The following is a 25280-nucleotide window of genomic DNA, read 5'->3' as shown; positions in this document are numbered from 1 at the left end:
GGGCGATGCCGTAGGACGGGGGTCCGGGGTGGCGGGGCGTGGTGCGGCCAGGCGAGTCCGTGGTGCGGCGGGGTTCGTGGGGGACGTCGCTGCTGGGGAGGGTGCCGCGGTGCGGGGGTCCGGGATGGCGGGGCGGCGGGGGACCGGCCCGGCGGGGGAACCCGGGGCGGCGGGGCGCGGTGGGGTGGCCGTGGCTGCGCCGCCCGTGTTGATGCGGCCGCTGCCTCCGGCCAAGTCCGCCATTGTTCCTCTTCCGCCCGGCGTTCTGCCTGCCGCGGCCGTCGCCGGGGTGGCCGGGGCGCTCCTGCTGCCCGTCGACCGGCCCGGCATCGGGTGGCTGCTCACCGGGTTCGCCGTCGTCGGGGCCGTCGTGGTTGCCGATCGGCGGGCGCGGGAGGGGCAAGCAAGTGCCCTGAGCTGGGGGAACGCCGGGTGGGCCGCGCTCTCCCTCGCGCTGCTCGGCATGGGGGCCGTCCGGGCGTCCGGGTGGTTGTTCGTCCTCTGCGTGCTGGCCGCCGTCTTCACCGGGTCGCTTGCGGTCGTGGGGAAACGGACCGTCCACACCGTGCTCTACGACGTGTTCGCCGTCCCGCTCGAAGCCCTGCGGGCGATTCCGTGGGCCGGCCGGGGGATCGGGAAGTTCACCGCGCGGCGGGACGGTGTCGCGCGGCGGATCGCGCTCGCCGTTTTGGCCGCCGCCGCGCTCGTCGCGGTCTTCGTGCCGCTGCTGGCCAGTGCCGATCCCGACTTCGCCGCCCTTGTCGAGGCGATGATCCCCGAACTCAGCTTCGGGACCGTCGTGCGGTGGTGTCTCGTCTTCCTCGTCGCCGCGCTGCTCGTCGCCGGGGCGTGCTACTTCCTCGCCGCGCCAGCGGCGCGGGCGACGGCGGACCGTCCACATCAGAGTAAATACGGTCTGGAGTGGACGGTCCCGCTCGTGGTTCTCGTGCTGATCTTCAGCGTCTGGGTCGGGGTCCGGCTGGTCGTGCTGTTCGGTGGCACGGCGTACGTCCTGCGCACCGTCGGCTTGACCGCGGCCGAGTACGCCCGCGGCGGCTTCTGGCAGCTCTGCGCGGTCACCGTGCTGACCCTCGCCATCGTCGCCGCCGCGTTGCGCTGGGCCCCGGACGTCACGAAGGGCGACCGCCTCCGCCAGCGCGTCCTGCTGGGGGCGCTCAGCGCGCTGAGCCTGGTGCTCGTCGGGTCCGCGTTGAGTCGCATGTGGACCTACCAGCAGGCCTACGGCTTCACCGTGCTCCGCCTGCTGGTCGAGGTCTGCGAATTCTGGTTCGGCGCGGTCTTCGTGCTGGTGGGCGCGTCGCTGGTCAAGCTGCGCTCGACATGGCTGCCCCGCGCCGCGATCGGGACGGCCGCCGCCGCGCTGCTGGTCCTCGCGATCCTCGATCCGGAACGCCTCATCGCCGAGGCCAACCTCGACCGCGCCGCCGCCGGGAAGCCCTTGGACCACGGTTACCTGTACGGGTTCTCCGCCGACGCCGTCCCGGTCGTCGCGGCGCGGCTGCCCGAGCCGGAGCGTTCGTGCGGGCTGCGCCAGATGCTCGGCCACGACACGACGGACGGCTGGCCCGCCTGGAACCTCAGCCGCGCCGCCGCCCGTGACGTCCCCGTCGGCCGCTGCGGCTGAACCGAACGGGCCGCTCGCGCGTGGTCCCTACGTCGAGCGGGAGCCACCGGGCCGTCGTGGGGGCGGCCCGGCGGCTCCCGCGCGCGAAAACCGCGTCAGAAACCGAAGACGCCGTCGGAGTCGCGGTCGGCTTCGCAGCGGTTGCCGTAGGTCGTGCGGTACGACGCCGGCCTGCCGCGCCAGGTGCCGACGGCCGTGACCTCCACCGGGGCGTAGATCAGCGTGCACGCCTGGTGCCGCGCGGTGATCCGGGCGAAGTCGCCGTTCACGCCCTCGAGCACGGCGCAGGCGCGCTCGCGCTTCGGGTGCGTGCCGCCGGCCGGCTCGCAGGTCAGGACGACCGAGCCGATCCGGCCGGCGTTGTCGTGGCTGGTCAGCTGCAGGGTCGACGCCGGCGGCGGCGCGGGCGCGAGACAGGTCAGGCTCAGCAGGCAGGCGGCAACCGGGAACAAGGCCATATCGATCTCATCGGCAGGCCGAAGTCGATCACTGTGCTGCACGTCCGGGTGAGTCTTCTTCGCCCGGCCGGGTGAGGTCCAGCGCCAGCAGCGCGACGTAGAGCGAGAGCATCGACTCCGGCTCCTCCAGCCGGACGCCCAGGACCTGCTCGATCCGGGCGAGCTGCTGGTAGTACGCCGTCCGCGACGTGTGGGCCGCCGCGGCCGCCGCCGACTTGTTGCCGCCCTGCTCGCAGTAGTGCCGCAACGCCGGCACGAGCCGGCTGCCCGACGCGGCGTCCCGCTGCAGCAGCGGCCCCAGCTCACGGGTCGCGAAGGCGGCGACCCGCTCGTCCCCGGACAGCAGGTGCAGCAGGCCGCGCAGCCGGACGTCGGACAACCGGTGCAGCACCCGCTCCGCGCCCGCGCCCAGCGCGGCGGCCGCGACCTGCCCGGCCTCCAGCAGCGTCCGGCCGGCTTCGGCGGGTGACAGCACCGTGGTGCCGACGGCGAGCACGCCCGGCGCACTCGAGCGGGCGTCGTGGACGTCGGTGGCGAGCCGCTGCAGCACCGCGTCGGCGTTCGCCTCGGGGGACAGCGCGATCAGCGCCCGGACGCCGGTGTCGTCGGTCGCCACCAGCGCCGACACCTTCGCGCGGCGCGCGGCCAGCGCCGTCGCCTCGGCCAGCTCGCGCAGCACCGGCGGGGTCGACAACGCCGGGCGCGCGGTGCCGGTCAGCCGCGGCCGCACGGCCACCCCGACCAGCTGCCGCCCGGTCAGCGGCACGGCCAGCGCGGACGCCCGGGCCAGCAGCTCCGCCGACGGCGCGGGCGAGCTCAGCAGCTCGGCCAGCACCGCGCGGTGGGCCTGTCGCTCGAGGCCGTCGGAGTCCTTCGCGACCAGCCGGTGCACGGCGAGCGCGGACGCGGCCCGCTCGGCGACCACGCGGTGGCGGTGCGGCGGCTGGTCGGCGCACACGACGATCAGCCGCGCCCAGTCGTGACCGCGCGCGCCGACGACGGTGACCAGCCAGCCCGCGCCCGCGTGGTAGCCGGTGCGCTCGCCGACCTGGACCACCCGCGACCGCGCGGGCCAGCCGGTGAGCAGCTCGGCCGGGTCGGTGCCGGCCGCGTCGTAGGCCAGCACCTCGTGCGAGAGCGTCTCCAGCACCACCGGCTGCTCGGTGAGCCGCGCGACCTCGCCCAGCACGACGCCGGGTTCGGCGCCCGCGACCGTCAGCGCGGTGAACGTCTCGTGGACGCGCTCGGCGGCGCGCAGCTCGGCGACCTGGGCGTCGACGATCTGGCCGTTGACCGCCTCGGTGACGCTCACGAACCGCGTCTCGCGCGAGAGCGTGACCAGCGGGAACCCGTGCCGGTCGGCGGCGTCCACCAGGGCCGCGGGCAGCTTGTCGTTCCAGTGCCGGACCAGCTCGATCACCACGCCCGCGGCGCCGACCCCGGCCAGGTCCGCGACGTAGCGGGCGAGCGACGGGCCGTCGTCGGGCAGCGCGACGCCGGTGGTCAGCACCAGCTCACCGCCGCGCAGCAGGTGCGCGATGTCGGCGACCTCGGCGACGTGCGCCCAGCGCACGGGCGCGTCCAGCCCGGCGGCACCCGCGACGACGTGCGGGCGGCCCTGGCGCAGCACCGGCAGGGCGAGCACCTCGGCCACGGTCGGGTACACGGAAACCTCCCCGGCATGATCGGCAGGGACAGACTGTACGGCCGGAAGCCAACTGGCGTACACGTTGCCGATGGCGTCCGCGTGGCGCCCGCCCGGACACTCGCAGGGACGTCCCCGAGCGAAGGAGTGCCCGTCGTGACCGACCGCATCACCCACTGGATCGACGGCAAGCTGTTCACCGGCATTCCCGCGCGTACCGGCGACGTGTTCGACCCCGCCACCGGGCAGGTCCGCGCGCAGGTCGATTTCGCCGGGCAGGCCGAGGTCGACGAGGCCGTCGCGGCCGCGACGGCGGCGCTGCCGGGCTGGCGCGGGACGTCGCTGGCCGGCCGGACGCGGGTGCTGTTCGCCTTCCGCGAGCTGCTCTCGGCGCGCAAGCACGAGCTGGCGAAGATCGTCACGAGCGAGCACGGCAAGGTCGAGTCGGACGCGGCCGGGGAGATCGCCCGCGCGATCGAGAACGTCGAGTACGCCTGCGGCGCCGCGCAGCTGCTCAAGGGCGGCTTCAGCGAGAACGCCTCCACCGGCGTCGACGTCTATTCGATCGCCCAGCCGCTCGGGGTGGTCGGGGTGATCTCGCCGTTCAACTTCCCGGCCATGGTGCCGCTGTGGTTCGTGCCGAACGCGCTGGCCTGCGGCAACACCGTCGTGCTCAAGCCGAGTGAGAAGGACCCGTCGGCGGCGGTGTTCCTCGCCGAGCTGTTCGCCGAGGCCGGGCTGCCCGCGGGCGTGCTCAACGTGCTGCACGGCGACAAGGTCGCGGTCGACGGGCTGCTGGAACACCGCGACGTCAAGGCGATCTCGTTCGTCGGGTCGACGCCGATCGCGCGGTACGTCTACGAAACCGGTACCCGCAACGGGAAGCGCGTCCAGGCGCTCGGTGGCGCGAAGAACCACATGATCGTGCTGCCGGACGCCGACCTCGACCTGGCCGCCGACGCCGCGGTGTCCGCCGGGTTCGGCTCGGCGGGGGAGCGCTGCATGGCCGTGTCGGTCGTGGTGGCCGTCGATCCCGTCGGCGACGAGCTGGTCGCGAAGATCGCCGAGCGGATCGCGGGGCTGAAGGTCGGCGACGGCCGGGACCCGGCGTCCGAGATGGGCCCGCTGGTCACCCGCGCCCACCACGAGCGCGTCGAGTCCTATGTGGACGCCGGGGTCGAGGCGGGCGCGTCCCTGGTCGTCGACGGCCGCGGGGTCGAGGTGCCCGGCGACGGCTTCTGGCTCGGCCCGACGCTGTTCGACCACGTGCGCCCGGAGATGTCGATCTACACCGACGAGATCTTCGGCCCGGTGCTGTCGGTGGCGCGCGCGGCGTCCTACGACGACGCCCTGGACCTGATCAACGCCAACCCGTACGGCAACGGCACGGCGATCTTCACCGGTGACGGCGCGGCCGCGCGGCGGTTCCAGAACGAGGTCGAGGTCGGCATGGTCGGGGTGAACGTCCCGATCCCGGTGCCGGTCGGCTACTACTCCTTCGGCGGCTGGAAGGACTCGCTCTTCGGCGACAGCCACGCGTACGGGCCGGAGGGCTTCCACTTCTTCACCCGCACCAAGGTCGTCACCTCGCGCTGGCCCGACCGGTCCCACGCCGGGGTGAACCTGGGGTTCCCGCGCAACTCCTGACGTGATCCGGGATTGTCCGGGGTGCTCCGCGGGTTGACACCCGGTGGAGCACCCCTGGACAACGATGGGACGAAAGATGAGTGCGAAGAACTCAGGCACGTTCACGATCGGCGGCGACCTGCCGGTCACCCGGCTCGGGTACGGCACCATGCAGCTGACCGGGCCCGGCGTGTGGGGTGACCCGAAGGACCCCGACGAGGCCGTCCGCGTGCTGCGGCGCGCCGTCGAGCTGGGTGTCACGCTGATCGACACGGCCGACGTCTACGGCCCGTTCGTCGCCGACCTGCTGCTCAAGAAGGCCCTGCACCCGTACGCCGACGACCTCGTCATCGCGACGAAGGCCGGCTTCACCCGGCAGGGCCCGAACGAATGGATCCCGGTCGGCCGGCCCGAGTACCTGCGCCAGCAGGTCGAGCTGAGCCTGCGCCACCTCGGCCTCGAGCGGATCGACCTGCTGCAGCTGCACCGGATCGACCCGAAGGTCCCGGTGGCCGAGCAGATCGGTGAGCTGAAGAAGCTGCAGGACGAGGGCAAGATCCGGCACATCGGCCTGTCCGAGGTCGGCGTGGCGGACCTGCAGGAGGCGCAGAAGACCGCGGAGATCGTGTCCGTGCAGAACATGTTCAACCTGGCCAAGCGCGACGCGGAGCCGCTGCTGGAGCACGCCGCCGGGCACGGCATCGCGTTCATCCCGTGGTTCCCGCTGGCCACCGGCGCACTGGCCGGCCCGGACAGCCCGCTGAGCACGCTGGCCAAGGAGCACGACGCGTCGCCGTCGCAGCTCGCGCTGGCCTGGCTGCTCAAGCGCTCGCCGGTGGTGCTGCCGATCCCCGGCACGTCGTCGGTCGCGCACGTCGAAGACAACATCGCGGCGGCGGACATCGAGCTGACCGACGCCGAGTTCGACGCACTGAGCGCGGCGGCCGCCTAAGCGGGGAGCACGTTGATCAGCTGCTTGCTGCGCGGCGTGACCAGCACGGTGTTGACCCGGTCCGGCCGGATCCGCTCGCGGAGCTTCCGCTCCAGCGGGTAGGTCCGGCCGCCCGCCTTCAGGTAGTAGTGCTCGTTGTAGCCCTGGCTGAGCCGGGTGGAGAGCGCGATCGGGTACTCGTCGCCGGGCCGTTGCCTGCCGAAGTCGTGGGTCCAGCCCGCGGTCGCGACCAGCTGCCCGCTCCGCACGTCCGCCAGCCGGCGCCAGCAGACGAATCCGAACCAGGCGGTGATCGCCAGGATCGGCACGAGGGTGCCGAGGACTTCGGCGGCGGTCTCCGCCACGGCGGCGAGCAGGACCGTCACCACGAGACCGGCGGCGACCAGGACGGCCGCGACCCAGAAGTTGAGGTCGAGCAGCTTCCCGCGTTGCGAGGGGTGGAGCCGGCCGTGGCGGTTGGCCAGCTCCACCTCGGCCTGCTCGATCACTCGGCCTCGCCTTCGGGGTGTTCCTTCTCGTAGGCCTCTTGGCCTTCGTGGTAGCGGTCGATCTGCTCGTTCTCCTGGCGGCGGCCCTCGGTCACGACACCGACGGTGTCCGCGGTGCTCCACCCCGGATAGCCGCCGGCCCTCTGCCACTCCGCCGGCTTGAGCGCGCTGCGGCCGTCCTCCGAGTACTTGTCGCCCGCGCCTTCGAGCTTTTCGCGGCCGGGGACGTGCGACTCGGCGGCTTCGTTCCAGCCCTTGGCCGTCTCCTCGGCGGACTTCGCCTCCTTGCCGGCCTGCTTCAGCTCGTTCGCCTTGCGCTCGATGCCGGCCGCCGTGTCGACGCTCTTGTCCACCAGCTTGTCGACGCCCTTGCCCACCTTCTTCAGCGCGTTCGCCGCGCCCTCCAGGGCCGCCTTCGACTTGCCCGCGCCCTTCGCGAGGCTCTCCAGCTTCTCGACGATCTTCGTGATGCGCGTGCTGATCTTCTCCGCGAGCACCCCGCCCTCGACGACCGTGTCGGCGATGAACGCCGCGATCGTGCCGCCGAAGGTGCACCACGACGCGGCCAGCGCGGCCAGCGCCTTGACGATCAGCTCGCCGACGAACGACGAGATCATGTCGCGGATCAGCCCGCGCTCGGTGCCGACCAGCGCGGCGCCGACGTTCATCGCGGTCGACGCGTCCCCGGCGTGGGAAGCCGCGCCGCGCAGGACGCTGACGTAGCTCTCCGCCGTCCGCTGGTAGGCCTCCGCGGACCCGCAGTCGCTGAACGACTGCCCGACCTTCTTGGCCTGCTGCTCGTACTGCTCGGCCGTTTCGGTGAGCTGCTTCGAGATGTTCGACCAGGTCACGGCCTTGGCCGTGACGGCCTCGGGCTTGCCGGCGAGCTTGTCGAGGCCGTCCTTGAGGAAGCTGATGTGCTCGATCAGCCAGCCGACCCCCGCGCTCGCGAGCGTGCCGAGCGGGTCCATCGCGGCGCCGAGCAGGTCGAGGGCGTCGGTGCCGACGTCCATGGCGAGGTTGCCCCAGTCGCCGTTACGGGCGTCGGTCAGCGTCGACGCGGCGTCGCTGAAGATGCCCGCGCCGCCGGTCTGGGCGTTGACGTTGTCCAGCTCGCCCTTCGAGCCGTCGCCCATCCCGCTCCAGAAGCCGCCGGAAGACTCGCTCGTCGCGACCAGGGGGTTCTCCTGCGTCTCGGTCATGCCGGCAGCTCCTTGCCGATGCCTTCGATCAGGTTCTTCGTGTTCTGCTCGTGCTCGCTGAACGCCGCGTGCGCGGTCTTCACCCGGTCCGCGACGTCGTGCCCGGCTTCGACGGCCGAGCCGAGGAAGCCGTCGGCGGTGTCGACCCACGCCTGGATCGGGACGGCGAAGACCTGCCCGACGATGCCGAACGCGTCGAAGTCGAGGGCCTGCGCGCTGCCCGCGGCGTCGAGCGCCTGCTGCACCTTGCCGGCGATCTCGCGGATCTCGTCCTCGTGGCCGCCGAGGACGTCGAAGTCGACCTTCATGGCGGTCATCACAGCCCCCGGCGCAGGATCGGGCCGCCGAAGTCCTCGTCGTCACCCGGCCGCGGCGGCGGTTTACGGGCGAATTCCCGGGGTGATTCCTCTTCGGGCAGCTCGGGCTCCGGAATCTGTTCCCGGAGGAATTTCATGGCGTCGCTGTCCGCGCCGATCACCGGCGCCATCACGCTCGTGAGCTGCTGGGCCGCCTGCAGCTGGGCGCGTTTCGCGGTGGCCACGACGGCCGCCGCGAGCCGGGCGCGGGGCAGCTCGTCGGCACGCGGGCCGAAGGTGAGTTCCTGCAGCGCACCGCTGGTGTTGACGGTCACCGTGACGACACCGTCGGCGCTCGTGGCCGTCGCCGAGATGTGCTCGAGCCGCGCCTTCGCCTCGGCGGCGCGCCGGACGATTTCGGGCATACCGGCCGAAGCGGGTTCAACTGTGTTCACGGCGACCTCGAATGTCGGGGGAGGGCATGCGGATCAGAGGCAGCAAACCCCGTTTCGGTTCCGCCGACAACCCGAAGTTTTTTCCGGAAAACAACGCATGGGAATTCATTTGTCCGTTCTTTACCCGGGCCCGAGCGGGCCGCGTTGAGCACGACCGGCTCAGGCTTCCGTAAACTCGGCATGAGCAGCGAGCGAAGTGGGTGAGGAACCGGTGGCCAACGCGGACGAACGCCGCTTCGACGTGCTGCGCGCGATCGTCGCCGACTACGTGTCCAACCAGGAGCCGGTCGGATCGAAGACGATCGTCGAACGGCACAACCTGGGCGTGTCGAGCGCCACCGTGCGCAACGACATGGCCACCCTCGAAGAAGAGGGCTACATCACCCAGCCGCACACCAGCGCCGGCCGGATCCCGACCGACAAGGGCTACCGCCTGTTCGTCGACCGGCTGTCCGAGATCAAGCCGCTCAGCGCGGCCGAGCGCCGCGCGATCACGACGTTCCTCGACAGCGGCACCGACCTCGACGACGTCCTCCGCCGCTCGGTCCGGCTGCTCGCGCAGCTGACCCGGCAGGTCGCCGTCGTCCAGTACCCGATGCTGACCAACGCCGCGGTGCGCCACCTCGAGGTGGTGCCGCTCACCCCGGCGCGGCTCATGCTGGTGCTCATCACCGACTCCGGCCGCGTCGACCAGCGGACCGTCGATCTCGGCGACGTCATCACCGAGGACGGCGTCGCGCGGTTGCGCACGGTGCTCAACACGGCGATGTCCGGACGGCGGCTCAACGAGGCCGCCGCGCGCGTCGCCGAACTGCCCGACAAGTCGCCCGGCGACCTGCGCGACGCGCTCATCCGCGTCTGCACGGTCCTGGTCGAGTCACTGGCCGAGCACCCGGAAGAACGCCTGGTCCTGGGCGGTACGGCGAACCTCACCCGCAACGTCGCGGACTTCCCGGGCTCGCTGCGGCAGGTCCTCGAAGCACTCGAGGAGCAGGTCGTCGTCCTCAAGCTGCTCGCCGCCACCCGCAACCCCGGTGCGATCACCGTGCGCATCGGTGAGGAAAATGAGGACGAGCAGATGCGCAGCACCTCGGTCGTCTCGATCGGTTACGGCCAGGACATGGTGCTCGGCGGCATGGGGGTGGTCGGCCCGACCCGGATGGACTACCCCGGCACGATCGCCGCGGTGCGCGCGGTCGCCAACTACGTGGGTCAGATCCTGTCCGGCCGCTGAGCCGGGCAGAGCAGAAGGAGAAGCAGAGACGGTGGCGAGGGACTACTACGGCATCCTCGGGGTGGCGAAGAACGCGAGCGACCAGGACATCAAGCGCGCGTACCGGAAGCTGGCCCGAGAGCTGCACCCCGACGTCAACCCGTCGGAGGACGCGCAGCACAAGTTCGGCGAGGTCACGACCGCCTACGAGGTGCTGTCCGACCCGCAGAAGCGCAAGATCGTCGACCTCGGCGGCGACCCGATGGACGGCGGCGGCCGCGGCGGCGCGGGCGGCGGCGACCCGTTCGCCGGGTTCGGCGGCCTCGGCGACATCATGGACGCCTTCTTCGGTGCGGCCGGCGGGGGCGGCGGGCGGGGCCGTGGCCCGCGCAGCCGCGTCCAGCCCGGCTCCGACGCCCTGATCCGGCTCGGCCTGTCCCTCGAGGACTGCGCGACCGGCGTGGACAAGGAGATCGCCGTCGACACCGCGATCGTCTGCGACCTCTGCCGCGGCGCGGGCACCACCGAGGGCACCGGCGTCAAGACCTGCGACACCTGCGGCGGCGCCGGCGAGGTCCAGTCCGTCCAGCGGTCCTTCCTCGGCCAGGTCGTCACGGCCCGCCCCTGCCCGGTCTGCCGCGGCTACGGCGAGGTCATCCCCGACCCCTGCCGCCAGTGCGGCGGCGACGGCCGCATCCGCGCCCGCCGCAACGTCACCGCCAAGATCCCGCCGGGCGTCGGCGACGGCATGCGCATCCGGCTGTCCGGCCAGGGCGAGGTCGGCCCCGGCGGCGGCCCGGCAGGCGACCTCTACGTCGAGATCGACGAGACGCCGCACGAGGTATTCGTCCGGCAGGGCCACGACCTGCACTGCAACTTCCGCATCCCGATGACCACGGCCGCGCTCGGCGCCACCGTGCCCATCGCGACGCTCGTCGACGGCGACTACGAACTCGACGTCGAACCCGGCACCCAGCCCAACGCCGAGCTCGTCCTCACCGGCAAGGGCATGCCCCGGCTGCGCTCCTCGGGCCGCGTCGACGGCCGCGGCGACCTGCACGTCCACATCGACGTCGTCGTCCCGACCAAGCTCGACGAGGCCCAGCGCGAGCTGCTCATGGACCTCGCCACGCAGCGCGGCGAGGAAGTCCCGACGCTGGCGTCCAACGGCAACAAGCACGGCGGCCTGTTCTCCAAGCTGCGCGCCAAGAACCACCGCTGAGCTGCGCTGTGCCCGACACCACCCTGCCGGTCTTCCTCGCCTCCGCGGTGCCGACCAGCGGCACCGCGGTCCTCGACGGCGAGGAAGCCCGGCACGCGGCGACCGTCCGCCGCCTGCGCGCGGGGGAGCGGCTGGTCCTCTCCGACGGCGCCGGCACCATGGCCCGCTGCGTCGTCGACGCCGTCCAGCCCGGCCGTGACGCCCTGCTGAACCTCACGGTCGAGGAGAGCTGGACCGAGGAACCACCCGCACTGCGCGTCGTGGTGGCCCAGGCCCTCGCCAAGGGCGACCGCGGCGAACTCGCCGTCGAACTCGCCACCGAGGCCGGCGCCGACGCCATCGTCCCCTGGCGCGCCGCCCGCAGCGTCGCCAAGTGGGACGACGGCGGCCGCGGCGACAAGGCCCTCGCCCGCTGGCGCGCCACCGCCCGCGCCGCCGCGAAACAGGCCCGCCGCGCCCACGTCCCCGACGTCACCGAACCCGTCGGCACCCGCGAGCTCGCCGGCCTCGCCAGCACGATGTCGCTGGTCATCGTCCTCGAATCCGACGTCCCCGACCGGCTCACCGACCTGGCACTGCCCGACACCGGCGACCTCCTCCTCGTCGTCGGCCCCGAAGGCGGCATCACCGACGACGAACTCCACACCCTCCGCGAAGCCGGCGCCCGAGCCGTCCGCCTCGGCACCACCGTCCTGCGCACCTCCACCGCCGCCGCCGTCGCCCTCGGCGCACTGGGCGCCCTCACCACCCGGTGGCAGTGACCGGCACTGAAAAGATCACCCCGAAAAAAGGGGCTGGATTTTGCGCCCAGTTATGGCGCGATCACACTCCGACCCGTTACTCTCGTTTACTAACGCGCCACACAGTGTTTCGGCGCGCCACTGGGAAAGCACAGACCCCGCCGGGCACCTCCCCCCTCGGTCCGGCGGAGCCGCGCTAGCGGCGGATCGACCCCCAGGATCCGCCGCTGCGCGGCATCTTCCGCTTCGCTTGCCTCGCTTCGCTTCGGCCGCTTCGCGTTCGTTGTGTCTTCTGGGGGTCAAACCCCCAGACCCCCAGCCGGGGCAAGCCCCGGACCCCCGCGGCTTTTGTCTGGCTGTCCTCCAAAAGGCGTGTTGGCTTGCTCGGGCCTTCGGCCCTTCGCCTGTGTGGCTGCCTTTGGGGGCCGGTCGCTAGGGTTCTTCTCATGAGTGAGGACGAGACGCTCTTCGAGCGGATCATTGCTGGTGAGATCCCTGCCGATGTCGTGTACTCCGATGAGACGACCTTTGCGTTTCGGGATATTCGGCCTCAGGCTCGGGTTCATGTGCTCGTCGTGCCCAAGAAGCGGTACCGGAACCTTGCTGAGTTGGCTGCTGCTGATCCGTCGCTGCTGAGTGATGTTGTTGCTACTGCTCGTAAGGTTGCCGAGCTTGAGGGCATCCTCTCCAGTGGGTATCGGGTTGTCTTCAACACTGATGGGGATGCTGGGCAGACCGTGTTCCACGTGCATGCTCATGTGCTTGGCGGGGAGCCTCTCGGCTTCTTCGGAGCTCACGAGGGGTGAGTCGGGAAACCGGCCTGCGTCTTGTCGGGGGGTGCCAGTAGCATCGGGAGGGTCAGTAGTCCCTCACCGAGAAAGCAGGGCCGAGGCCACGTGGCCGGAACCGCACCGGGTGGAGCCGCCCGACCCGACGTCCCCGGAGACGTCCCCAAGACCGACGACACCACCGCCCAGGCGGCCCAGTCCCGGTTCCCGATCCCCGACGCCGCCGCCCTCAGCCTGCTCGGCTCCCGCGACGAGAACCTGCGTGTCGCCGAGGAACTCCTCGCCGCCGACGTGCACGTGCGCGGCAACGAGGTCACCCTGACCGGCACCCCGGCCGACGTCGCGTTCGCCGAACGCGTCTTCGCCGACCTCGTCACCCTCGCCACCGGCGGCCAGCAGGTCGGACCCGACACGGTCCGCCGCACCATTGGCATGCTCAGCACCGGCGACGCCTCGCCCGCCGAAGTGCTCAGCCTCAACATCGTCTCCCGCCGCGGCAAGACCATCCGGCCCAAGACGCTCAACCAGAAGCGCTACGTCGACGCCATCGACAAGCACACCGTCGTCTTCGGCATCGGCCCGGCCGGCACCGGCAAGACCTACCTCGCCATGGCGAAGGCCGTCCAGGCGCTGCAGGCCAAGCAGGTCACCCGCATCGTGCTGACCCGGCCCGCCGTCGAAGCCGGCGAGCGCCTCGGCTACCTGCCCGGCACCCTCAACGAGAAGATCGACCCCTACCTGCGGCCGCTCTACGACGCGCTGCACGACATGGTCGAGCCCGAGTCGATCCCCCGGCTCATGCAGGCGGGCACCATCGAGATCGCGCCGCTCGCCTACATGCGCGGCCGCACCCTGAACGACGCCTTCATCATCCTCGACGAGGCCCAGAACACCACGCCCGAGCAGATGAAGATGTTCCTCACCCGCCTCGGGCAGGGCTCCAAGATCGTCGTCACCGGTGACGTCACCCAGGTCGACCTGCCCAACGGGCAGCGCAGCGGCCTCCGCGTCGTCCGCGACATCCTCGGCGGCGTCGAAGGGCTCCACTTCTCGGAACTGACCAGCCAGGACGTCGTCCGGCACAAGCTCGTCGGCGACATCGTCGACGCCTACGAGAAGTGGCAGGCCGTGCAGGACGCCCAGGACCAGCAGCAGGGCAACGGCTGGAAGGGCAACCGGCGTTGAGCATCGAAATCGCCAACGAGTCCGGCGTCGACGTCGACGAGACGTCCATCGTCTCCGCGGCCCGCTACGCCCTCGACAAGATGGAGGTCAGCCCGCTCGCCGAGCTGTCCATCCTGCTCGTCACCCTCGAAGTCATGGAAGACCTCCACGAACGCTGGATGGACCTGCCCGGCCCCACCGACGTCATGGCCTTCCCGATGGACGAGCTCGACTCCTCCCGCCGCCCGGACGCGCCCGACGCGTCACCGGCGCTGCTCGGGGACATCGTGCTCTGCCCGGCGTTCGCCAAGGACCAGGCCAAGACGGCGGGCCACGGCCTGATCGACGAGCTGCACCTGCTCACCGTGCACGGCTGCCTCCACCTCCTCGGCTACGACCACGCCGAGCCCGCCGAGGAACGCGAGATGTTCGGCCTCCAGAAGCGCATCCTCGGCGAGTACCAGGACGCCGTCGCCGCGCTGGAGAAGCAGAACGCCCAGCGCAACACCGACGACCGCGTCCTCGGCATCGCCGGGCTCGACGCGAGCGCCGAGCCGAGCCCCGCGCCGCCGGGAGAAACGCCCTAGGCGTCAGCCATGGTCCAGCTCCTCTTCGCGATCGCGCTCGTGCTGCTCGCGGGCGTGTTCGCGGCGGCCGACGCCGCCGTCAGCACCGTGTCCCAGGCCCGGGCCGACGGCCTCGCCCGGATGGGCCTGCCCGGCGCCCGGCACCTGGCCGCGGTCGTCGCCGAACGCCGGCGGCACATCAACCTGCTGCTCCTGCTGCGCCTCGGCTGCGAGCTCACCGCCACCGTGCTGGTCACCGTCTTCGTCGGCACCCGGCTGGCGCCGCTCGGCATCGCCGTGCTGGTCACCGCGGTCGTGATGATCGTCGTCAGCTACGTCCTCATCGGCGTCGGCCCGCGCACCCTCGGCCGCCAGCACCCCTACCGCATCGGTCGCTACGTCGCCGGGCCCGTCCGCGTCCTCGGTTCCGTCCTCGGCCCGCTGTCCCGCCTGCTCATCCTCATCGGTAACGCCATCACCCCCGGCCAGGGCTTCCGCGAAGGCCCGTTCACCTCCGAGGTCGAGCTGCGCGAGCTCGTCGACCTCGCCCAGGAACGCGGCGTCGTCGAGGACTCCGAGCGCGAGATGATCCACTCGGTGTTCGAGCTCGGCGACACCATCGCCCGCGAGGTCATGGTGCCGCGCACCGAGATCGTCTGGATCGAGCGCACCAAGACCGTCCGGCAGGCGCTGGCGCTGGCCCTGCGCACCGGCTTCACCCGGCTCCCGGTCATCGACGAGTCGGTCGACGACATCGTCGGCGTCGTCAACATCAAGGACCTCATGTCCGGGTACCTGGACCCGGACGGCCCGAGCACCGTCGTCGACACCGTGATGAACGCGGCGTCCTTCGTCCCCGACTCGAAGCGGCTCGACGACCTGCTCAAGGAGATGCAGCGCTCGCACCACCACATGGCCATCGCCGTCGACGAGTACGGCGGCACCGCCGGGCTGCTGACCATCGAGGACGTCCTCGAGGAGATCGTCGGCGAGATCACCGACGAGTCCGACGCCGACGAACGCCCCGAGGTCGAGGAGCTCGACGGCGGCGCCGTCCGCGTGTCGTCCCGGATGGGGGTCGACGACCTCGGCGAGCTGTTCGGCATCGACCTCGAAGACCACGACGTGGAGACCGTGGGCGGGCTGCTCGCGGAACGACTGGGTAGGGTCCCGCTACCGGGGGCCGAAGCCGAGGTCGCCGGTCTTCGGCTGTTCGCCGAAGGGGGCAAGGACCGGCGCGGCCGGATGCGCATCACCTCCGTGGTGGTGCACCCGGTCACCGCCGAGGCGATGACCGACCCGGCGGACCGGACCACCCGGCGCCGCACGCGCCTGACCCACCCCGACGAACGCGACAGGAGCGTCGAACATGCCTGACCTCGAGGCGGAGGACCAGAAACTGGTCACCCTCGCCCGGTCCTCGCGCGCCCGGATCCAGGCCTCCGAAGGGGCCGCGGTCCGCGACACCGACGGCCGCACCTACGCGGCGGGCACGGTCGACCAGCCGTCGTTCAAGCTCACCGCGCTGCAGGCCGCCGTCGCCGCCGCGCTGTCCAGCGGTGCCGAAGGCATCGAAGCGGCCGCCGTCGTCACCGGCGAAGGCCTGCTCAAGGAAGCTTCCCGGCACGCGATCCGCGACATCGCGAAGTACGCGCCGATCATCCTGGCCGACCCGAGCGGCTCCGTCATCGAGGTGCTGAACCGATGACGGAACACCGGTCCGGCTTCGCCTGCTTCGTCGGCAGGCCCAACGCGGGCAAGTCGACGCTGACCAACGCGCTCGTGGGCACCAAGGTCGCCATCACCTCGAGCAAACCGCAGACCACCCGCCACGCGATCCGCGGCATCGTGCACCGCGAGGACGCCCAGCTCGTCCTCATCGACACCCCCGGCCTGCACCGCCCGCGCACCCTGCTCGGCGAGCGGCTCAACGACATCGTGCACACGACGTGGTCCGAAGTGGACGTCGTCGGCCTGTGCGTGCCGGCCAACGAGAAGATCGGCCCCGGCGACAAGTTCATCGCCGCCGAGCTGCAGAAGATCGCCAAGCGCACCCCGGTCATCGGCATCGTCACCAAGACCGACCTGGTCCAGCCGCAGCAGGTCGCCGAGCAGCTGCTGGCGCTGCAGGGCGTGATGGACTTCGCCGAGCTGATCCCGGTTTCCGCCGTGGACGGCTTCCAGGTGGGCGCCCTCGCCGACCTGCTCGTCCAGCGGCTCCCCGAAGGCCCGCAGCTCTACCCGGGCGGCGAGCTCACCGACGAGCCCGAGCAGACGCTGGTCGCCGAGCTCATCCGCGAGTCGGCGCTGGAAGGCGTCCGCGACGAGCTGCCGCACTCGATCGCCGTCACCGTCGAGGAGATGCTGCCCCGCGAAGGCCGCGACGACCTCATCGACGTGCACGCGTTCCTCTACGTGGAGCGGCCCAGCCAGAAGGGCATCATCCTCGGGCACAAGGGCGAGCGGCTGCGCGAGGTCGGCGCCACCGCCCGCAAGAACATCGAGGCGCTGCTCGGCTCGAAGGTCTACCTCGACCTGCACGTCAAGGTGGCCAAGGAGTGGCAGCGCGACCCCCGCCAGCTGCGACGGCTCGGGTTCTGACGTGACCGAGCCCGCGCGCCCGCCCGCCGACTACAACCCCGGGCCCCCGCCCTCGAGCAACCTGGCCTGGGGCATCGTCGCCGCGATCATCTGCCTGCCCTTCGGGATCGTCTCGATCTTCCAGGCGGCCAAGGTGGAGCGGCTCTGGGCCCAGGGCGACCCGGACGCCGCCCGGCACGCGGCCGGTGCCGCGCGGCGCTGGGCGATCATCGGCGCCGTCGTCGGGGTGGTGCTCTGGGTCCTCGTGGTCGTCGGCGGCGTCCTGCTGCTGGGAACGTTGCTCGACGACGCCGCGTCCCACTGAGGAACGTCGGCAGCAGGAGGAGAACCCGGTGACCCAGCCGTACCCGCAGCAACCCCCGTACGGCTGGCAGCCGAACTACGGGCCGCCCCCGGAGAACAACCTGGTCTGGGCGATCCTGGCGACGGTGATGTGCTGCCTGCCGTTGGGTATCGTCGCCATCGTGAAGGCGAACCAGGTCAACACCCTGTGGTTCCAGGGTTACCACGCCGAGGCGCACCGGGCCGCCGACGAGGCCCGCAAGTGGGCGATGTGGTCGGCGATCTCCTTCGGCATCCTGATCGCGCTCTACCTGGTGTTCGTCGTCGTGATGTTCGTGTTCGTCGGCGTCTCGGCCTGGGGGCTGGCGAGGTGACGACCGTCTACACGGGATTCCCGGCCCAGGGGGCCAAGGCCACGCTGCGCGCGCTGAGCGCCCCGATGGCCGTCGTCGGCGGGCTCGGCCTGTGCTGCGCGGCCGTCTGGATCGGCGACCCCACCACCCCCGGCGGCTGGCTCCCGGTCTGCCCGACCAAGGCACTGCTCGGCATCGACTGCCCGGGCTGCGGCGGCATGCGGATGGCCTACAGCCTGATGCACGGCGACCTCTCCGCTGCCCTGCACTACAACGCCGTCTCCCTCGTCTTCGTCCTCCTCTTCGTGTGGAGCACCGCCGCCTGGACCGTCGGGCGGCTGCGTGGCCGCTGGGTGAACAGCTGGCTGCACTGGCGCTGGACCCCGCTCGCCGTCGGCCTCGTGTTCGTCGTCTGGTTCGTCGTGCGCAACCTCCCGTTCGCCCCGTTCACCGGTTTGCGCGTCTGATGCGCGACGGAGGGGAACCGGCGCGCCGTGTAACGCGTCGGAGCTTCGCTACGTTCACCCGGGCAGTGGACGCCTGACACGCGCGGGCGAACGCGAACCGAGTACGCTCCCGCGGACCGTGCCGTACATTCGGGCCGGTTCCGCATGAGGTGTGCGGGTGGAGTGACCAGCGAGGGGGAGACCCACATGACCGATCCCTACGGCCAGCCGTCCTTCGGGCAGCAGCCCGGCGGCCAGCAGCCGTTCGGACAGCCGCAGCCGGGGCAGGCGCCGCCGCCGTACGGGCAGCAGGCGCCCTACGGGCAGCAGGCACCGTTCGGGCAGCCGGCGCCGTTCGGCCAGCAGGGTGCTCCCTTCGGACCGCCGCAGAACTACGCGAACTGGGGCCAGCGCGCCCTGGGCTGGCTCATCGACATCGGGCCGGTCGTGCTGCTCTACGCGATCGTCATCCCGCTTTCCATCACCGGCGGTCAGATCGGGTCGCTGCTCGGTCTCCTCGGCGGGCTCGCCTGGCTCGGCTGGACGATCTACAACCGCTGGATCCAGCAGGGCAACACCGGCCAGTCGCTGGGCAAGCGCGTCGCGAAGATCAAGCTCGTGAGCGAGGCCACCGGGCAGCCGATCGGCGCCGGCATGGCCTTCCTGCGCGACCTCGCCCACGCCGTCGACAGCTTCGCCTGCTACGTCGGCTGGCTGTGGCCGCTGTGGGACGACAAGTCCCAGACCTTCTCCGACAAGATCCTCAGCACCGTAGTCGTCAACGCCGACGACGCACCCTCGCCGTACGGGCAGCCCGGCATGGGCCAGCCCGGCGCGCAGCCGTTCGGCGGCGGTTACCCGCAGGCGGGGCAGCCCGGCCAGTTCGGTCAGCCGCAGTCCGCTGGTTTCCCGCAGCAGCCGCAGTCCGGCGGCTTCGGCCAGCCCGGTCAGCCTCAGGCCGGTGGCTTCCCGCAGCAGCCGCAGTCCGGCGGCTTCGGCCAGCCGCCGTCCGGTGGTTTCCCGCAGCAGCCCCAGTCCGGCGGCTTCGGCCAGCCGGGCCAGCCGCTGGCGCCGCCCCCGGGCCAGAGTGCCTTCGACGAAGGTGCCGAGCGCACCCAGATGCTCCGCCCCGGCGCCGGGCCGGACAGTGGCGCTTCGCCGTTCGGCGAAGGCGCGGAGCGCACCCAGATGCTGCGTCCCGAGGCCCAAGGTGAGGCCGAGGCGACCCAGAAGCTCCAGCCGGGCCAGTTCGGGCAGCAGCCGCCGCAGCAGCCCGGCCAGCCGCCGCAGCAGTAGCCGCGGCTCGACTTTCCGCACCACCGCCGGGTTTCCGGCGGAAGTTCACGAGTAGTTGGGGTACACGTTCATGACCAATCCCTACGGGCAGCAGCAGCCGCCCTACGGTCAGCAGCCGCAGTCGGGTGGGTTCCCGCAGCAGCCGGGTTACGGCCCGCCGTCCGGGGGCATGCCCGCCTACGGCCAGCCCGCGCCCTACGGCCAGCCGCCCACCGGCGGCTTCGGTGCCCCGGGTTACGGCATGCCCGGGGGCGACATCAACGGCATCAAGGACTACAAGGGCTGGGCGATCGCGTCGCTCTTCCTCGGCGGGCTCATCCTCGGGATCTTCGCGATCATGAAGTCCAACGAGGTCGGCACGTACAAGATGCAGGGCAACTACATGATGGCGGAGCAGGCGTCGCGCACCACCAAGACGCTCTGCCTGATCTCCACGATCCTCGGCGGCATCGGCTGCGTCACGGCGATCATCCTCATCATCGTCGCGGCCACCGCGACGACGGTCAGCCGCTGCTACGGCTACTACTGCTGAAACTGGGTCGGTCCACCCCGGCGTCGCCCGCAAGTGGGACGATGTCGGGGTGGTGAACCTCTACCGCGACACCGGGGTGGTGTTGCGCACGCACAAGCTGGGTGAAGCCGACCGGATCGTCACCCTGCTGACCCGGCGGCACGGCAAGGTGCGTGCCGTCGCGAAGGGCGTGCGGCGGACGTCGTCCCGCTTCGGGGCGCGGCTGGAGCCGTTCGGCCACGTCGACGTGCAGTTCTACACCGGCCGCACCCTGGACGTGATCACCCAGGTCGAGACCGTGGACGCGTTCCAGCTGCCGCTGGTCGCCGACTACCAGCGCTACACCGCGGCCAGCGCGATCGCCGAAACCGCGGACCGGCTCTCGGCCGAAGAGGGCGAGCCGGTGCTCAAGCTCTACCTCCTCGTCTGCGGCGCGCTGCGCTCGCTCGCCGCGGGGGAGCGTGACGCCTCCCTGGTGCTCGACGCGTTCTTCCTCCGCGCGATGTCCTACGCCGGCTGGGCGCCCGCGCTCACCGAGTGCGCCCGCTGCGGCCTGCCCGGCCCGCACGTCGCGTTCAGCGTCGCGGCCGGCGGCTCGATGTGCCAGGACTGCCGCGTCCCCGGCTCCGTGCACCCCGCACCCGAGGTCCTGGACCTGCTCACCGCCCTGCTGCACGGCGAATGGACGATGGCCGAGTCGACCCTGCCCGGCACCCGCCGCGACGCGAGTGGCCTGGTCGCGGCCCACCTGCAATGGCATCTGGAGCGTCAGCTCCGGTCCCTTCCCCTGGTCGAGCGACGTGCCCGGGAGGCCGTGGTGCGCGGGCAGTAGGGTCGAACCTGATCGATTTTCACCCATCCAGGGAGGCCCGCCGTGTTGCGCAGGGGACGCGAGAACAAGGCGTCGCGATACGAGCTGCGGGCCCCGGATCCGCACCCGTCCGGCGCGGTGCCGCCGGAGATCCCGCGTGAGCTGGTGCCGAAGCACGTCGCGCTGGTCATGGACGGCAACGGCCGCTGGGCCAACCAGCGCGGCCTGCCGCGGATCGAAGGCCACAAGCGCGGTGAGGCGGTGATGATCGACGTCGCCGCCGGCGCCGTCGAGATCGGCGTCAAGTGGCTCTCGGTCTACGCGTTCTCGACGGAGAACTGGAAGCGCAGCCCCGAAGAGGTGCGGTTCCTGATGGGCTTCAACCGCGACACGATCCGCCGCCAGGTCGACTACCTGGGCTCGATCGGCGTGCGCATCCGCTGGGCCGGGCGCCGGCCGAAGCTGTGGGCGTCGGTGATCAAGGAGCTGCAGGCGGCCGAGGAGAAGACCAAGGACAACACGGCGCTGAACATGACGATGTGCGTCAACTACGGCGGCCGCGCGGAGCTGGGCGACGCGATGCAGCGGATCGCGCGCGACGTCGCCGACGGCCGCCTGGATCCCGGCAAGGTCACCGAGAAGACCATCGGCAAGTACCTGTACCAGCCCGACATGCCGGACGTGGACCTGTTCCTGCGGCCTTCGGGCGAGCAGCGGACGTCGAACTTCCTGCTGTGGCAGTCGGCCTACGCCGAGATGGTCTACCAGGACACGCTGTTCCCGGACTTCGACCGGACCCACCTGTGGCGGGCCTGCCTGGAGTTCGCCAAGCGCGACCGCCGCTTCGGCGCGGCCGTCGACCAGGCGTCGTCGTCATGAGCGCCACCGAAGCGGCCGAGACCGCGGAGCTGCTGACCAGCGCGAAGGGCGCCCTCGAGCGCTACCTCGAGGTCCACGTCGACGACGACGGCGCGCTGACCTTCTCCCACGGCGACGTCCCGTGCGTGATCCAGGCGACCCGGCTCGGCGAGGGGCTCACCGTGCTGAGCCTGACCTGCGTGGTCGGCTGGGACCTGGCGGACGCGCCGGAGCTGGCGATCGCGGTCGCCGAGCGGGCCGGCCAGGGGCTGTTCGGGACGCTCGGCGTCGGTCACTCCGACAACGGCGTCGACGTCACGCTGCGCTACGCGTTCCCGGCGGCGGGCCTCGACGAGGCGGCGCTGGGGACGCTGCTGATGCTCGTGGTGTCGACGGCGTCGCAGCTGCGGACCGACCTGCCGGGGATCCTGCCCGCGGAGTAGCCGCCTTTTTTCGGTGCGAACGGTCGAAGCCGGTCGCAAACGGACCGTATCCGGCCGTTCGCGGCCCGTGCGGGTCTCGTGGAGTCGTGGCGCCCTGGCATCATCGCCGTCGTGGACACCCTTTCCGAACCTTCTGCCGAGACCGGCCGGCGGCGCACCCGCCGGTTCCGGATCAGCTCGGTCGAGGTGCTGTGCGCGATCCTGCTGGTCGCGATCCTCGGCCAGGGCTGGCTGCAGCAGCTGTTCGACGTGCCCGCGCTGCGCACCGGCTCGACCGTGTTCGTCGCCGTGTGCGTGCAGGCGCTGCCGTTCCTCGTGCTGGGCGTGCTGATCAGCGGTGCCATCGCCGCGTTCGTGCCCGCGCGCGTGCTGGAGAAGGTGCTGCCGCGGCGGGCCGGTGCCGCGGTCGGCGTCGCCGGGCTCGCGGGGGTCGCCCTGCCGGGCTGCGAATGCGCGTCCGTGCCGGTGGCGCGTCGGCTGATGGGCCAGGGCGTGGCCCCGGCCGCGGCGCTGACGTTCCTGCTGGCCGCGCCGGCGGTGAACCCGGTGGTGCTGGTGGCCACCGCGGTCGCGTTCCCGGGCAAGCCGGAGATGGTGCTGGCCCGCTTCGTGGGTTCGCTGGCCACGGCGATGGTGATGGGCTGGCTGTGGGCCCGCTGGGGCAAGCTCGAATGGATCACCGAGCGCGCGTTGCGCCGCCTCCCGGACGTCGAGGGCGGCCAGCGGTGGCGGGTGTTCGCCGAGACGGCCCGGACGGACCTGGTCGAGGCGGGCGGTTTCCTGGTGCTGGGCGCGCTGATCTCGTCGGCGCTGAACGTGCTGGTCCCGGCGAAGTGGTTCGGTGTGCTCGGGGACCAGCTGGTGCTGGGCATCGTGGTGATGGCGGTGCTGGCCGTGGTCCTGGCGCTGTGCAGCGAAGCGGACGCCTTCGTGGCAGCGTCCCTGACGGCGTTGCCCCTGCTGCCGAAGCTGGTGTTCCTGGTCGTCGGCCCGGCGGTCGACGTCAAGCTGTTCGCCCTCCAGGCGGGCACGTTCGGAAGGTCGTTCGCGGTCCGCTTCGCCCCGGTGACCTTCGTGGTGGCGGCCGCGTGCGCAGTGGTGACCGGACTGGTGGTGGGTCTGGCATGAACCCGAACAGGCAACCCGTCCACGAGCATTCCTGGCGGCTTGTGATCGAGCACCGACCCGATCCCGAGCGGCGATCCCGGCAGCCAAGCTCGGCTTCGAGCGGCCGACGACCGCACCCAGCCGCGCTTCTGGCGGCGAGGAGGCGAGTCGGCGTGGGTCTCGTGTCTGTTGGTGCACCGCCGGAACAGGTCCGGCCGTTGAGCCTGGCGTCCGGCGGTCGGCGGCGGGCGGCTGCGCTCCTGGCCGCGAAAAGGCGATTCGGCGGTGGTCGGGTCGCGGGCCGTGCGGGACTCGTGGTCGGCGGTGTATCGGCTTCCGGTGGCGAAGCGACCACTCGGCGGCAGAGCATCCTGCTTGCGCAACCGGGAAAGGACGTGGTGCCGGCGTGAAACGGGAGACCCAGAACATCCTGCTGATCCTGCTCGGCGGCGCGCTGGTCAAGATCGCCGTCAACGGCGACTACCTGCGGTACGTCAAACCGGCGCAGCAGCCGTGGATCATCGCCGGCGGGGCGGTCATGGTGGTGCTCGGTGCCGTCGCGGTCGTGCGGGATCTGCTGGCCGCGCGGGCGAAAGCGCCCGCGAAAGTGCCCGCAAAGGACAGCCACGACAGCCACGACCACACGCACTCCGCCCGGCCCGCCTGGTTGCTGCTGGTTCCCGTGCTGGCCGTCTTCCTGGTCGCGCCACCAGCCCTGGGCGCCGACTCGGTGATCCGGACCGAGGCACGCGTCCCGGCCAGCGCGGCCGCGGCCAACGCGGCGGCCTTCCCGCCGCTGCCCGCGGGGAACGTCGTGCCCCTGTCGGTCAACGAGTTCGTCAGCCGCGCGGGCTGGGACAAGGCGGGCACGCTCGACGGGCGCACCGTTTCACTGACCGGGTTCGTCGTCCACGCGGAGGGCCGGACCCTGCTGGCCCGCCTGGTGATCAGCTGCTGCGCGGCCGACGCCTTCCCGGTCACGGTCCGCCTCACCGGCACCGAAGCGGCCCGGTACGCGAGCGACGCCTGGATCCAGGTGACCGGCCAGGTGGTGCCGGGCACGGCCACGCGAGCCAACAGCTACACACCGGACTTCACCGCGGCCTCGGTCGCGACCGTCCCGGCCCCCAAGGACCCGTATGAGTACTAGTGCTCCGCGCAGGTGCCGGTGATCTCCACCGTGTGGGAGATCTCCGAAAAGCCGTGCTCCGCCGCGATCTTCTCCGCCCAGCGCTCGACCGCCGGGCCCTCGACCTCCACCGTGCGCCCACACAGGCGGCAGACCAGGTGATGGTGGTGGTGCGCCGAGCATCGGCGGTAGATGGCCTCGCCGGAATCGGTGCGCAGGACGTCGATCTCGCCGGCCTCCGACAGGGACTGCAGGGTGCGATACACGGTGGTCAGGCCGATGCCGTCGCCGCGTTTGCGCAGCTCGTCGTGCAGTTCCTGGGCCGAGCGGAAGTCGTCGACGGTGCTCAGCAGCTCGACGACCGCGGCCCGCTGCTTGGTCGATCGGCGCCCGGGTACCGGGGCCTGCCCGCGCGGCGCGACGGGAGTCATCACTGCTTTCCTTCCTGCACGTGGTCGACGGCGTCGACGACGATGTGCGCCAGGTGGTCGTCGGCGAGCCGGTAGACGACCTCGCGGCCGCGGCGTTCGCCCTGCACCACCCCGGCGGTCTTGAGCACCCGCAGGTGCTGGCTGATCAGGGGCTGCGCGACGTCGAGGGCGTCCACCAGCTCGTGCACGCACCGGTCGGCCTCGCGCAGCTGCAGCACGATCGCGATCCGGACCGGGGCGGCCAGCGCGCGCAGCAGGTCGCCCGCGTCGGCCAGCACAGCGGTCGAGGGGTGCTTCGAGGGGGGCACGGACGGCGCCGCGCGGTCCCGTTCGGGCTCGTGCGTGTGCGGTCCGGCCTCGTCCGCGACGCCGCTGCCCGCCACCGTCGCCATAACCGCCTCCGCCTCGTCGCCGCCTGAGACCATGAATTCCGTAGTCATTGCCGATAACGGCGTGGCCCATCCTAGTGTTCCCCCGTCCGGGCCCCGGCTCCGTCACCGTCTCTGCGGGGTCCGGCGGGTGCCATTGGTCCATTCGGGTGAGTTCGTGGGA

Annotated in this window: 30 protein-coding genes; 22 read left to right on the top strand and 8 right to left on the bottom strand. The window is 71.7% G+C overall.

The features are described 5' to 3' along the window. Nucleotides 1–211 precede the first annotated feature (211 nt). Entirely contained in the window at nt 212–1645 is a 1434-nt protein-coding gene (locus VA596_RS44070) for a DUF4153 domain-containing protein (protein WP_410171975.1), read from the top strand. 95 nt (nt 1646–1740) lie between these two features. Here the strand turns inward: VA596_RS44070 and VA596_RS44065 are convergent, their stop codons facing one another. Continuing rightward, nucleotides 1741–2103, bottom strand: coding sequence for an SSI family serine proteinase inhibitor (locus VA596_RS44065; protein ID WP_323335896.1), 363 nt, complete (start codon nt 2101–2103; stop codon nt 1741–1743). 28 nt (nt 2104–2131) lie between these two features. Then, on the bottom strand, nt 2132–3769 hold the full coding sequence (locus VA596_RS44060) for a PucR family transcriptional regulator (protein WP_323335895.1): 1638 nt from the start codon (nt 3767–3769) through the stop codon (nt 2132–2134). Between the two features lie 135 nt (nt 3770–3904). On the opposite strand from VA596_RS44060, the gene VA596_RS44055 reads away from it, so the two are divergent. Together VA596_RS44055 and VA596_RS44050 are read left to right on the top strand one after the other, a co-directional pair. Further along, the gene (locus tag VA596_RS44055; protein WP_323335893.1) at nt 3905–5395 is read left to right on the top strand and encodes a CoA-acylating methylmalonate-semialdehyde dehydrogenase; all 1491 of its coding nucleotides are present in this window, start codon (nt 3905–3907) and stop codon (nt 5393–5395) included. Between the two features lie 76 nt (nt 5396–5471). Continuing rightward, nucleotides 5472–6326 carry an aldo/keto reductase gene (locus VA596_RS44050; protein ID WP_323335891.1) on the top strand — a complete coding sequence of 285 codons (855 nt, stop codon included), beginning with the start codon at nt 5472–5474 and terminating at the stop codon, nt 6324–6326. Here the strand turns inward: VA596_RS44050 and VA596_RS44045 are convergent. Genes VA596_RS44045 through VA596_RS44030 form a run of 4 tightly spaced genes read right to left on the bottom strand, consistent with a single transcriptional unit; the run spans nt 6323 to nt 8737 of the window. Further along, nucleotides 6323–6814, bottom strand: coding sequence for a hypothetical protein (locus VA596_RS44045; protein ID WP_323335890.1), 492 nt, complete (start codon nt 6812–6814; stop codon nt 6323–6325). The two genes, VA596_RS44050 and VA596_RS44045, sit on opposite strands and share 4 nt — an antisense overlap. Beyond that, nucleotides 6811–8016 carry a hypothetical protein gene (locus VA596_RS44040; protein ID WP_323335889.1) on the bottom strand — a complete coding sequence of 402 codons (1206 nt, stop codon included), beginning with the start codon at nt 8014–8016 and terminating at the stop codon, nt 6811–6813. The genes VA596_RS44045 and VA596_RS44040 overlap by 4 nt, the downstream gene beginning before the upstream one ends. Next, a complete protein-coding gene (locus VA596_RS44035; protein WP_323335887.1) occupies nt 8013–8333 on the bottom strand; it encodes a type VII secretion target in 321 nt (106 codons plus the stop codon). Before VA596_RS44035 ends, VA596_RS44040 begins: the two co-directional genes overlap by 4 nt. Further along, entirely contained in the window at nt 8333–8737 is a 405-nt protein-coding gene (locus tag VA596_RS44030; RefSeq protein ID WP_323335886.1) for a YbaB/EbfC family nucleoid-associated protein, read from the bottom strand. The genes VA596_RS44035 and VA596_RS44030 overlap by 1 nt, the downstream gene beginning before the upstream one ends. A 241-nt stretch (nt 8738–8978) precedes the next feature. Between VA596_RS44030 and hrcA the strand changes: the two genes are divergently transcribed. The 19 genes from hrcA to VA596_RS43935 all read left to right on the top strand — a co-directional run bounded on the left by hrcA (nt 8979) and on the right by VA596_RS43935 (nt 24318). Next, on the top strand, nt 8979–10001 hold the full coding sequence (gene hrcA / locus VA596_RS44025; protein ID WP_323336106.1) for a heat-inducible transcriptional repressor HrcA: 1023 nt from the start codon (nt 8979–8981) through the stop codon (nt 9999–10001). Nucleotides 10002–10032: 31 nt separating this feature from the next. Next, the gene (gene dnaJ, locus VA596_RS44020) at nt 10033–11202 is read left to right on the top strand and encodes a molecular chaperone DnaJ (RefSeq protein WP_323335885.1); all 1170 of its coding nucleotides are present in this window, start codon (nt 10033–10035) and stop codon (nt 11200–11202) included. A gap of 8 nt (nt 11203–11210) precedes the next feature. Beyond that, nucleotides 11211–11963, top strand: coding sequence for a 16S rRNA (uracil(1498)-N(3))-methyltransferase (locus VA596_RS44015; RefSeq protein WP_323335882.1), 753 nt, complete (start codon nt 11211–11213; stop codon nt 11961–11963). Between the two features lie 425 nt (nt 11964–12388). After that, nucleotides 12389–12748: a histidine triad nucleotide-binding protein gene (locus VA596_RS44010; RefSeq protein ID WP_323335880.1), complete on the top strand. Its 360-nt coding sequence runs from the start codon at nt 12389–12391 to the stop codon at nt 12746–12748. Nucleotides 12749–12838: 90 nt separating this feature from the next. Further along, on the top strand, nt 12839–13915 hold the full coding sequence (locus VA596_RS44005; protein ID WP_323335878.1) for a PhoH family protein: 1077 nt from the start codon (nt 12839–12841) through the stop codon (nt 13913–13915). Further along, a complete protein-coding gene (gene ybeY, locus VA596_RS44000; protein ID WP_323335876.1) occupies nt 13912–14481 on the top strand; it encodes an rRNA maturation RNase YbeY in 570 nt (189 codons plus the stop codon). The genes VA596_RS44005 and ybeY overlap by 4 nt, the downstream gene beginning before the upstream one ends. Nucleotides 14482–14490: 9 nt before the next feature. After that, nucleotides 14491–15837 carry a hemolysin family protein gene (locus tag VA596_RS43995; RefSeq protein ID WP_323335874.1) on the top strand — a complete coding sequence of 449 codons (1347 nt, stop codon included), beginning with the start codon at nt 14491–14493 and terminating at the stop codon, nt 15835–15837. Continuing rightward, nucleotides 15830–16168: a cytidine deaminase gene (locus VA596_RS43990; RefSeq protein ID WP_323335872.1), complete on the top strand. Its 339-nt coding sequence runs from the start codon at nt 15830–15832 to the stop codon at nt 16166–16168. Before VA596_RS43995 ends, VA596_RS43990 begins: the two co-directional genes overlap by 8 nt. After that, complete coding sequence (era, locus tag VA596_RS43985) at nt 16165–17061, top strand: GTPase Era (RefSeq protein WP_323335871.1); 897 nt, start codon at nt 16165–16167, stop codon at nt 17059–17061. Before VA596_RS43990 ends, era begins: the two co-directional genes overlap by 4 nt. 1 nt (nt 17062) lies before the next feature. Further along, nucleotides 17063–17365, top strand: a complete 303-nt coding sequence (locus VA596_RS43980; RefSeq protein ID WP_323335869.1) for a CD225/dispanin family protein — start codon at nt 17063–17065, stop codon at nt 17363–17365. A gap of 28 nt (nt 17366–17393) precedes the next feature. After that, nucleotides 17394–17717 carry a CD225/dispanin family protein gene (locus tag VA596_RS43975; RefSeq protein ID WP_323335867.1) on the top strand — a complete coding sequence of 108 codons (324 nt, stop codon included), beginning with the start codon at nt 17394–17396 and terminating at the stop codon, nt 17715–17717. Then, nucleotides 17714–18163 (top strand): DUF2752 domain-containing protein, encoded by a 450-nt coding sequence (locus VA596_RS43970; protein ID WP_323335865.1) that lies wholly within the window; start codon nt 17714–17716, stop codon nt 18161–18163. Before VA596_RS43975 ends, VA596_RS43970 begins: the two co-directional genes overlap by 4 nt. Before the next feature lie 186 nt (nt 18164–18349). Beyond that, a complete protein-coding gene (locus tag VA596_RS43965; RefSeq protein ID WP_323335863.1) occupies nt 18350–19438 on the top strand; it encodes an RDD family protein in 1089 nt (362 codons plus the stop codon). Between the two features lie 70 nt (nt 19439–19508). Next, nucleotides 19509–19970, top strand: coding sequence for a CD225/dispanin family protein (locus tag VA596_RS43960; protein WP_323335862.1), 462 nt, complete (start codon nt 19509–19511; stop codon nt 19968–19970). A 49-nt stretch (nt 19971–20019) separates the two neighbouring features. Further along, the gene (gene recO / locus VA596_RS43955) at nt 20020–20781 is read left to right on the top strand and encodes a DNA repair protein RecO (RefSeq protein ID WP_323335860.1); all 762 of its coding nucleotides are present in this window, start codon (nt 20020–20022) and stop codon (nt 20779–20781) included. A 42-nt stretch (nt 20782–20823) separates the two neighbouring features. Beyond that, entirely contained in the window at nt 20824–21639 is an 816-nt protein-coding gene (locus tag VA596_RS43950; RefSeq protein WP_323335858.1) for an isoprenyl transferase, read from the top strand. Then, entirely contained in the window at nt 21636–22061 is a 426-nt protein-coding gene (locus VA596_RS43945; RefSeq protein ID WP_323335856.1) for a YbjN domain-containing protein, read from the top strand. The genes VA596_RS43950 and VA596_RS43945 overlap by 4 nt, the downstream gene beginning before the upstream one ends. A 111-nt stretch (nt 22062–22172) precedes the next feature. Continuing rightward, nucleotides 22173–23189 carry a permease gene (locus VA596_RS43940; protein WP_323335854.1) on the top strand — a complete coding sequence of 339 codons (1017 nt, stop codon included), beginning with the start codon at nt 22173–22175 and terminating at the stop codon, nt 23187–23189. A 385-nt stretch (nt 23190–23574) separates the two neighbouring features. Then, nucleotides 23575–24318, top strand: a complete 744-nt coding sequence (locus VA596_RS43935) for a TIGR03943 family putative permease subunit (protein ID WP_323335852.1) — start codon at nt 23575–23577, stop codon at nt 24316–24318. On the opposite strand, the gene VA596_RS43930 is transcribed toward VA596_RS43935, so the two are convergent. Next, a complete protein-coding gene (locus tag VA596_RS43930) occupies nt 24315–24728 on the bottom strand; it encodes a Fur family transcriptional regulator (RefSeq protein ID WP_323335851.1) in 414 nt (137 codons plus the stop codon). The two genes, VA596_RS43935 and VA596_RS43930, sit on opposite strands and share 4 nt — an antisense overlap. Continuing rightward, nucleotides 24728–25168, bottom strand: coding sequence for an ArsR/SmtB family transcription factor (locus VA596_RS43925; RefSeq protein ID WP_323335849.1), 441 nt, complete (start codon nt 25166–25168; stop codon nt 24728–24730). The genes VA596_RS43930 and VA596_RS43925 overlap by 1 nt, the downstream gene beginning before the upstream one ends. Nucleotides 25169–25280: the final 112 nt, after the last annotated feature.

The organism is Amycolatopsis heterodermiae (assembly GCF_034929455.1).
In the GTDB taxonomy this organism is placed as follows: Bacteria; Actinomycetota; Actinomycetes; order Mycobacteriales; family Pseudonocardiaceae; genus Amycolatopsis; species Amycolatopsis heterodermiae.
Note: the sequence above shows the minus strand (reverse complement) of the source record. Positions and strands in the feature narration are given on the sequence as shown.

Coding starts and splice junctions, on each gene's coding strand:
- VA596_RS44070 (WP_410171975.1), top strand. CDS start 212: ATGCGGCCGCTGCCTCCGGCCAAGTCCGCCATTGTTCCTCTTCCGCCC.
- VA596_RS44065 (WP_323335896.1), bottom strand. CDS start 2,103: ATGGCCTTGTTCCCGGTTGCCGCCTGCCTGCTGAGCCTGACCTGTCTC.
- VA596_RS44050 (WP_323335891.1), top strand. CDS start 5,472: ATGAGTGCGAAGAACTCAGGCACGTTCACGATCGGCGGCGACCTGCCG.
- VA596_RS44040 (WP_323335889.1), bottom strand. CDS start 8,016: ATGACCGAGACGCAGGAGAACCCCCTGGTCGCGACGAGCGAGTCTTCC.
- VA596_RS44035 (WP_323335887.1), bottom strand. CDS start 8,333: ATGACCGCCATGAAGGTCGACTTCGACGTCCTCGGCGGCCACGAGGAC.
- VA596_RS44030 (WP_323335886.1), bottom strand. CDS start 8,737: ATGCCCGAAATCGTCCGGCGCGCCGCCGAGGCGAAGGCGCGGCTCGAG.
- VA596_RS44010 (WP_323335880.1), top strand. CDS start 12,389: ATGAGTGAGGACGAGACGCTCTTCGAGCGGATCATTGCTGGTGAGATC.
- VA596_RS43995 (WP_323335874.1), top strand. CDS start 14,491: ATGGTCCAGCTCCTCTTCGCGATCGCGCTCGTGCTGCTCGCGGGCGTG.
- VA596_RS43990 (WP_323335872.1), top strand. CDS start 15,830: ATGCCTGACCTCGAGGCGGAGGACCAGAAACTGGTCACCCTCGCCCGG.
- era (WP_323335871.1), top strand. CDS start 16,165: ATGACGGAACACCGGTCCGGCTTCGCCTGCTTCGTCGGCAGGCCCAAC.
- VA596_RS43965 (WP_323335863.1), top strand. CDS start 18,350: ATGACCGATCCCTACGGCCAGCCGTCCTTCGGGCAGCAGCCCGGCGGC.
- VA596_RS43960 (WP_323335862.1), top strand. CDS start 19,509: ATGACCAATCCCTACGGGCAGCAGCAGCCGCCCTACGGTCAGCAGCCG.
- VA596_RS43945 (WP_323335856.1), top strand. CDS start 21,636: ATGAGCGCCACCGAAGCGGCCGAGACCGCGGAGCTGCTGACCAGCGCG.
- VA596_RS43930 (WP_323335851.1), bottom strand. CDS start 24,728: ATGACTCCCGTCGCGCCGCGCGGGCAGGCCCCGGTACCCGGGCGCCGA.
- VA596_RS43925 (WP_323335849.1), bottom strand. CDS start 25,168: ATGACTACGGAATTCATGGTCTCAGGCGGCGACGAGGCGGAGGCGGTT.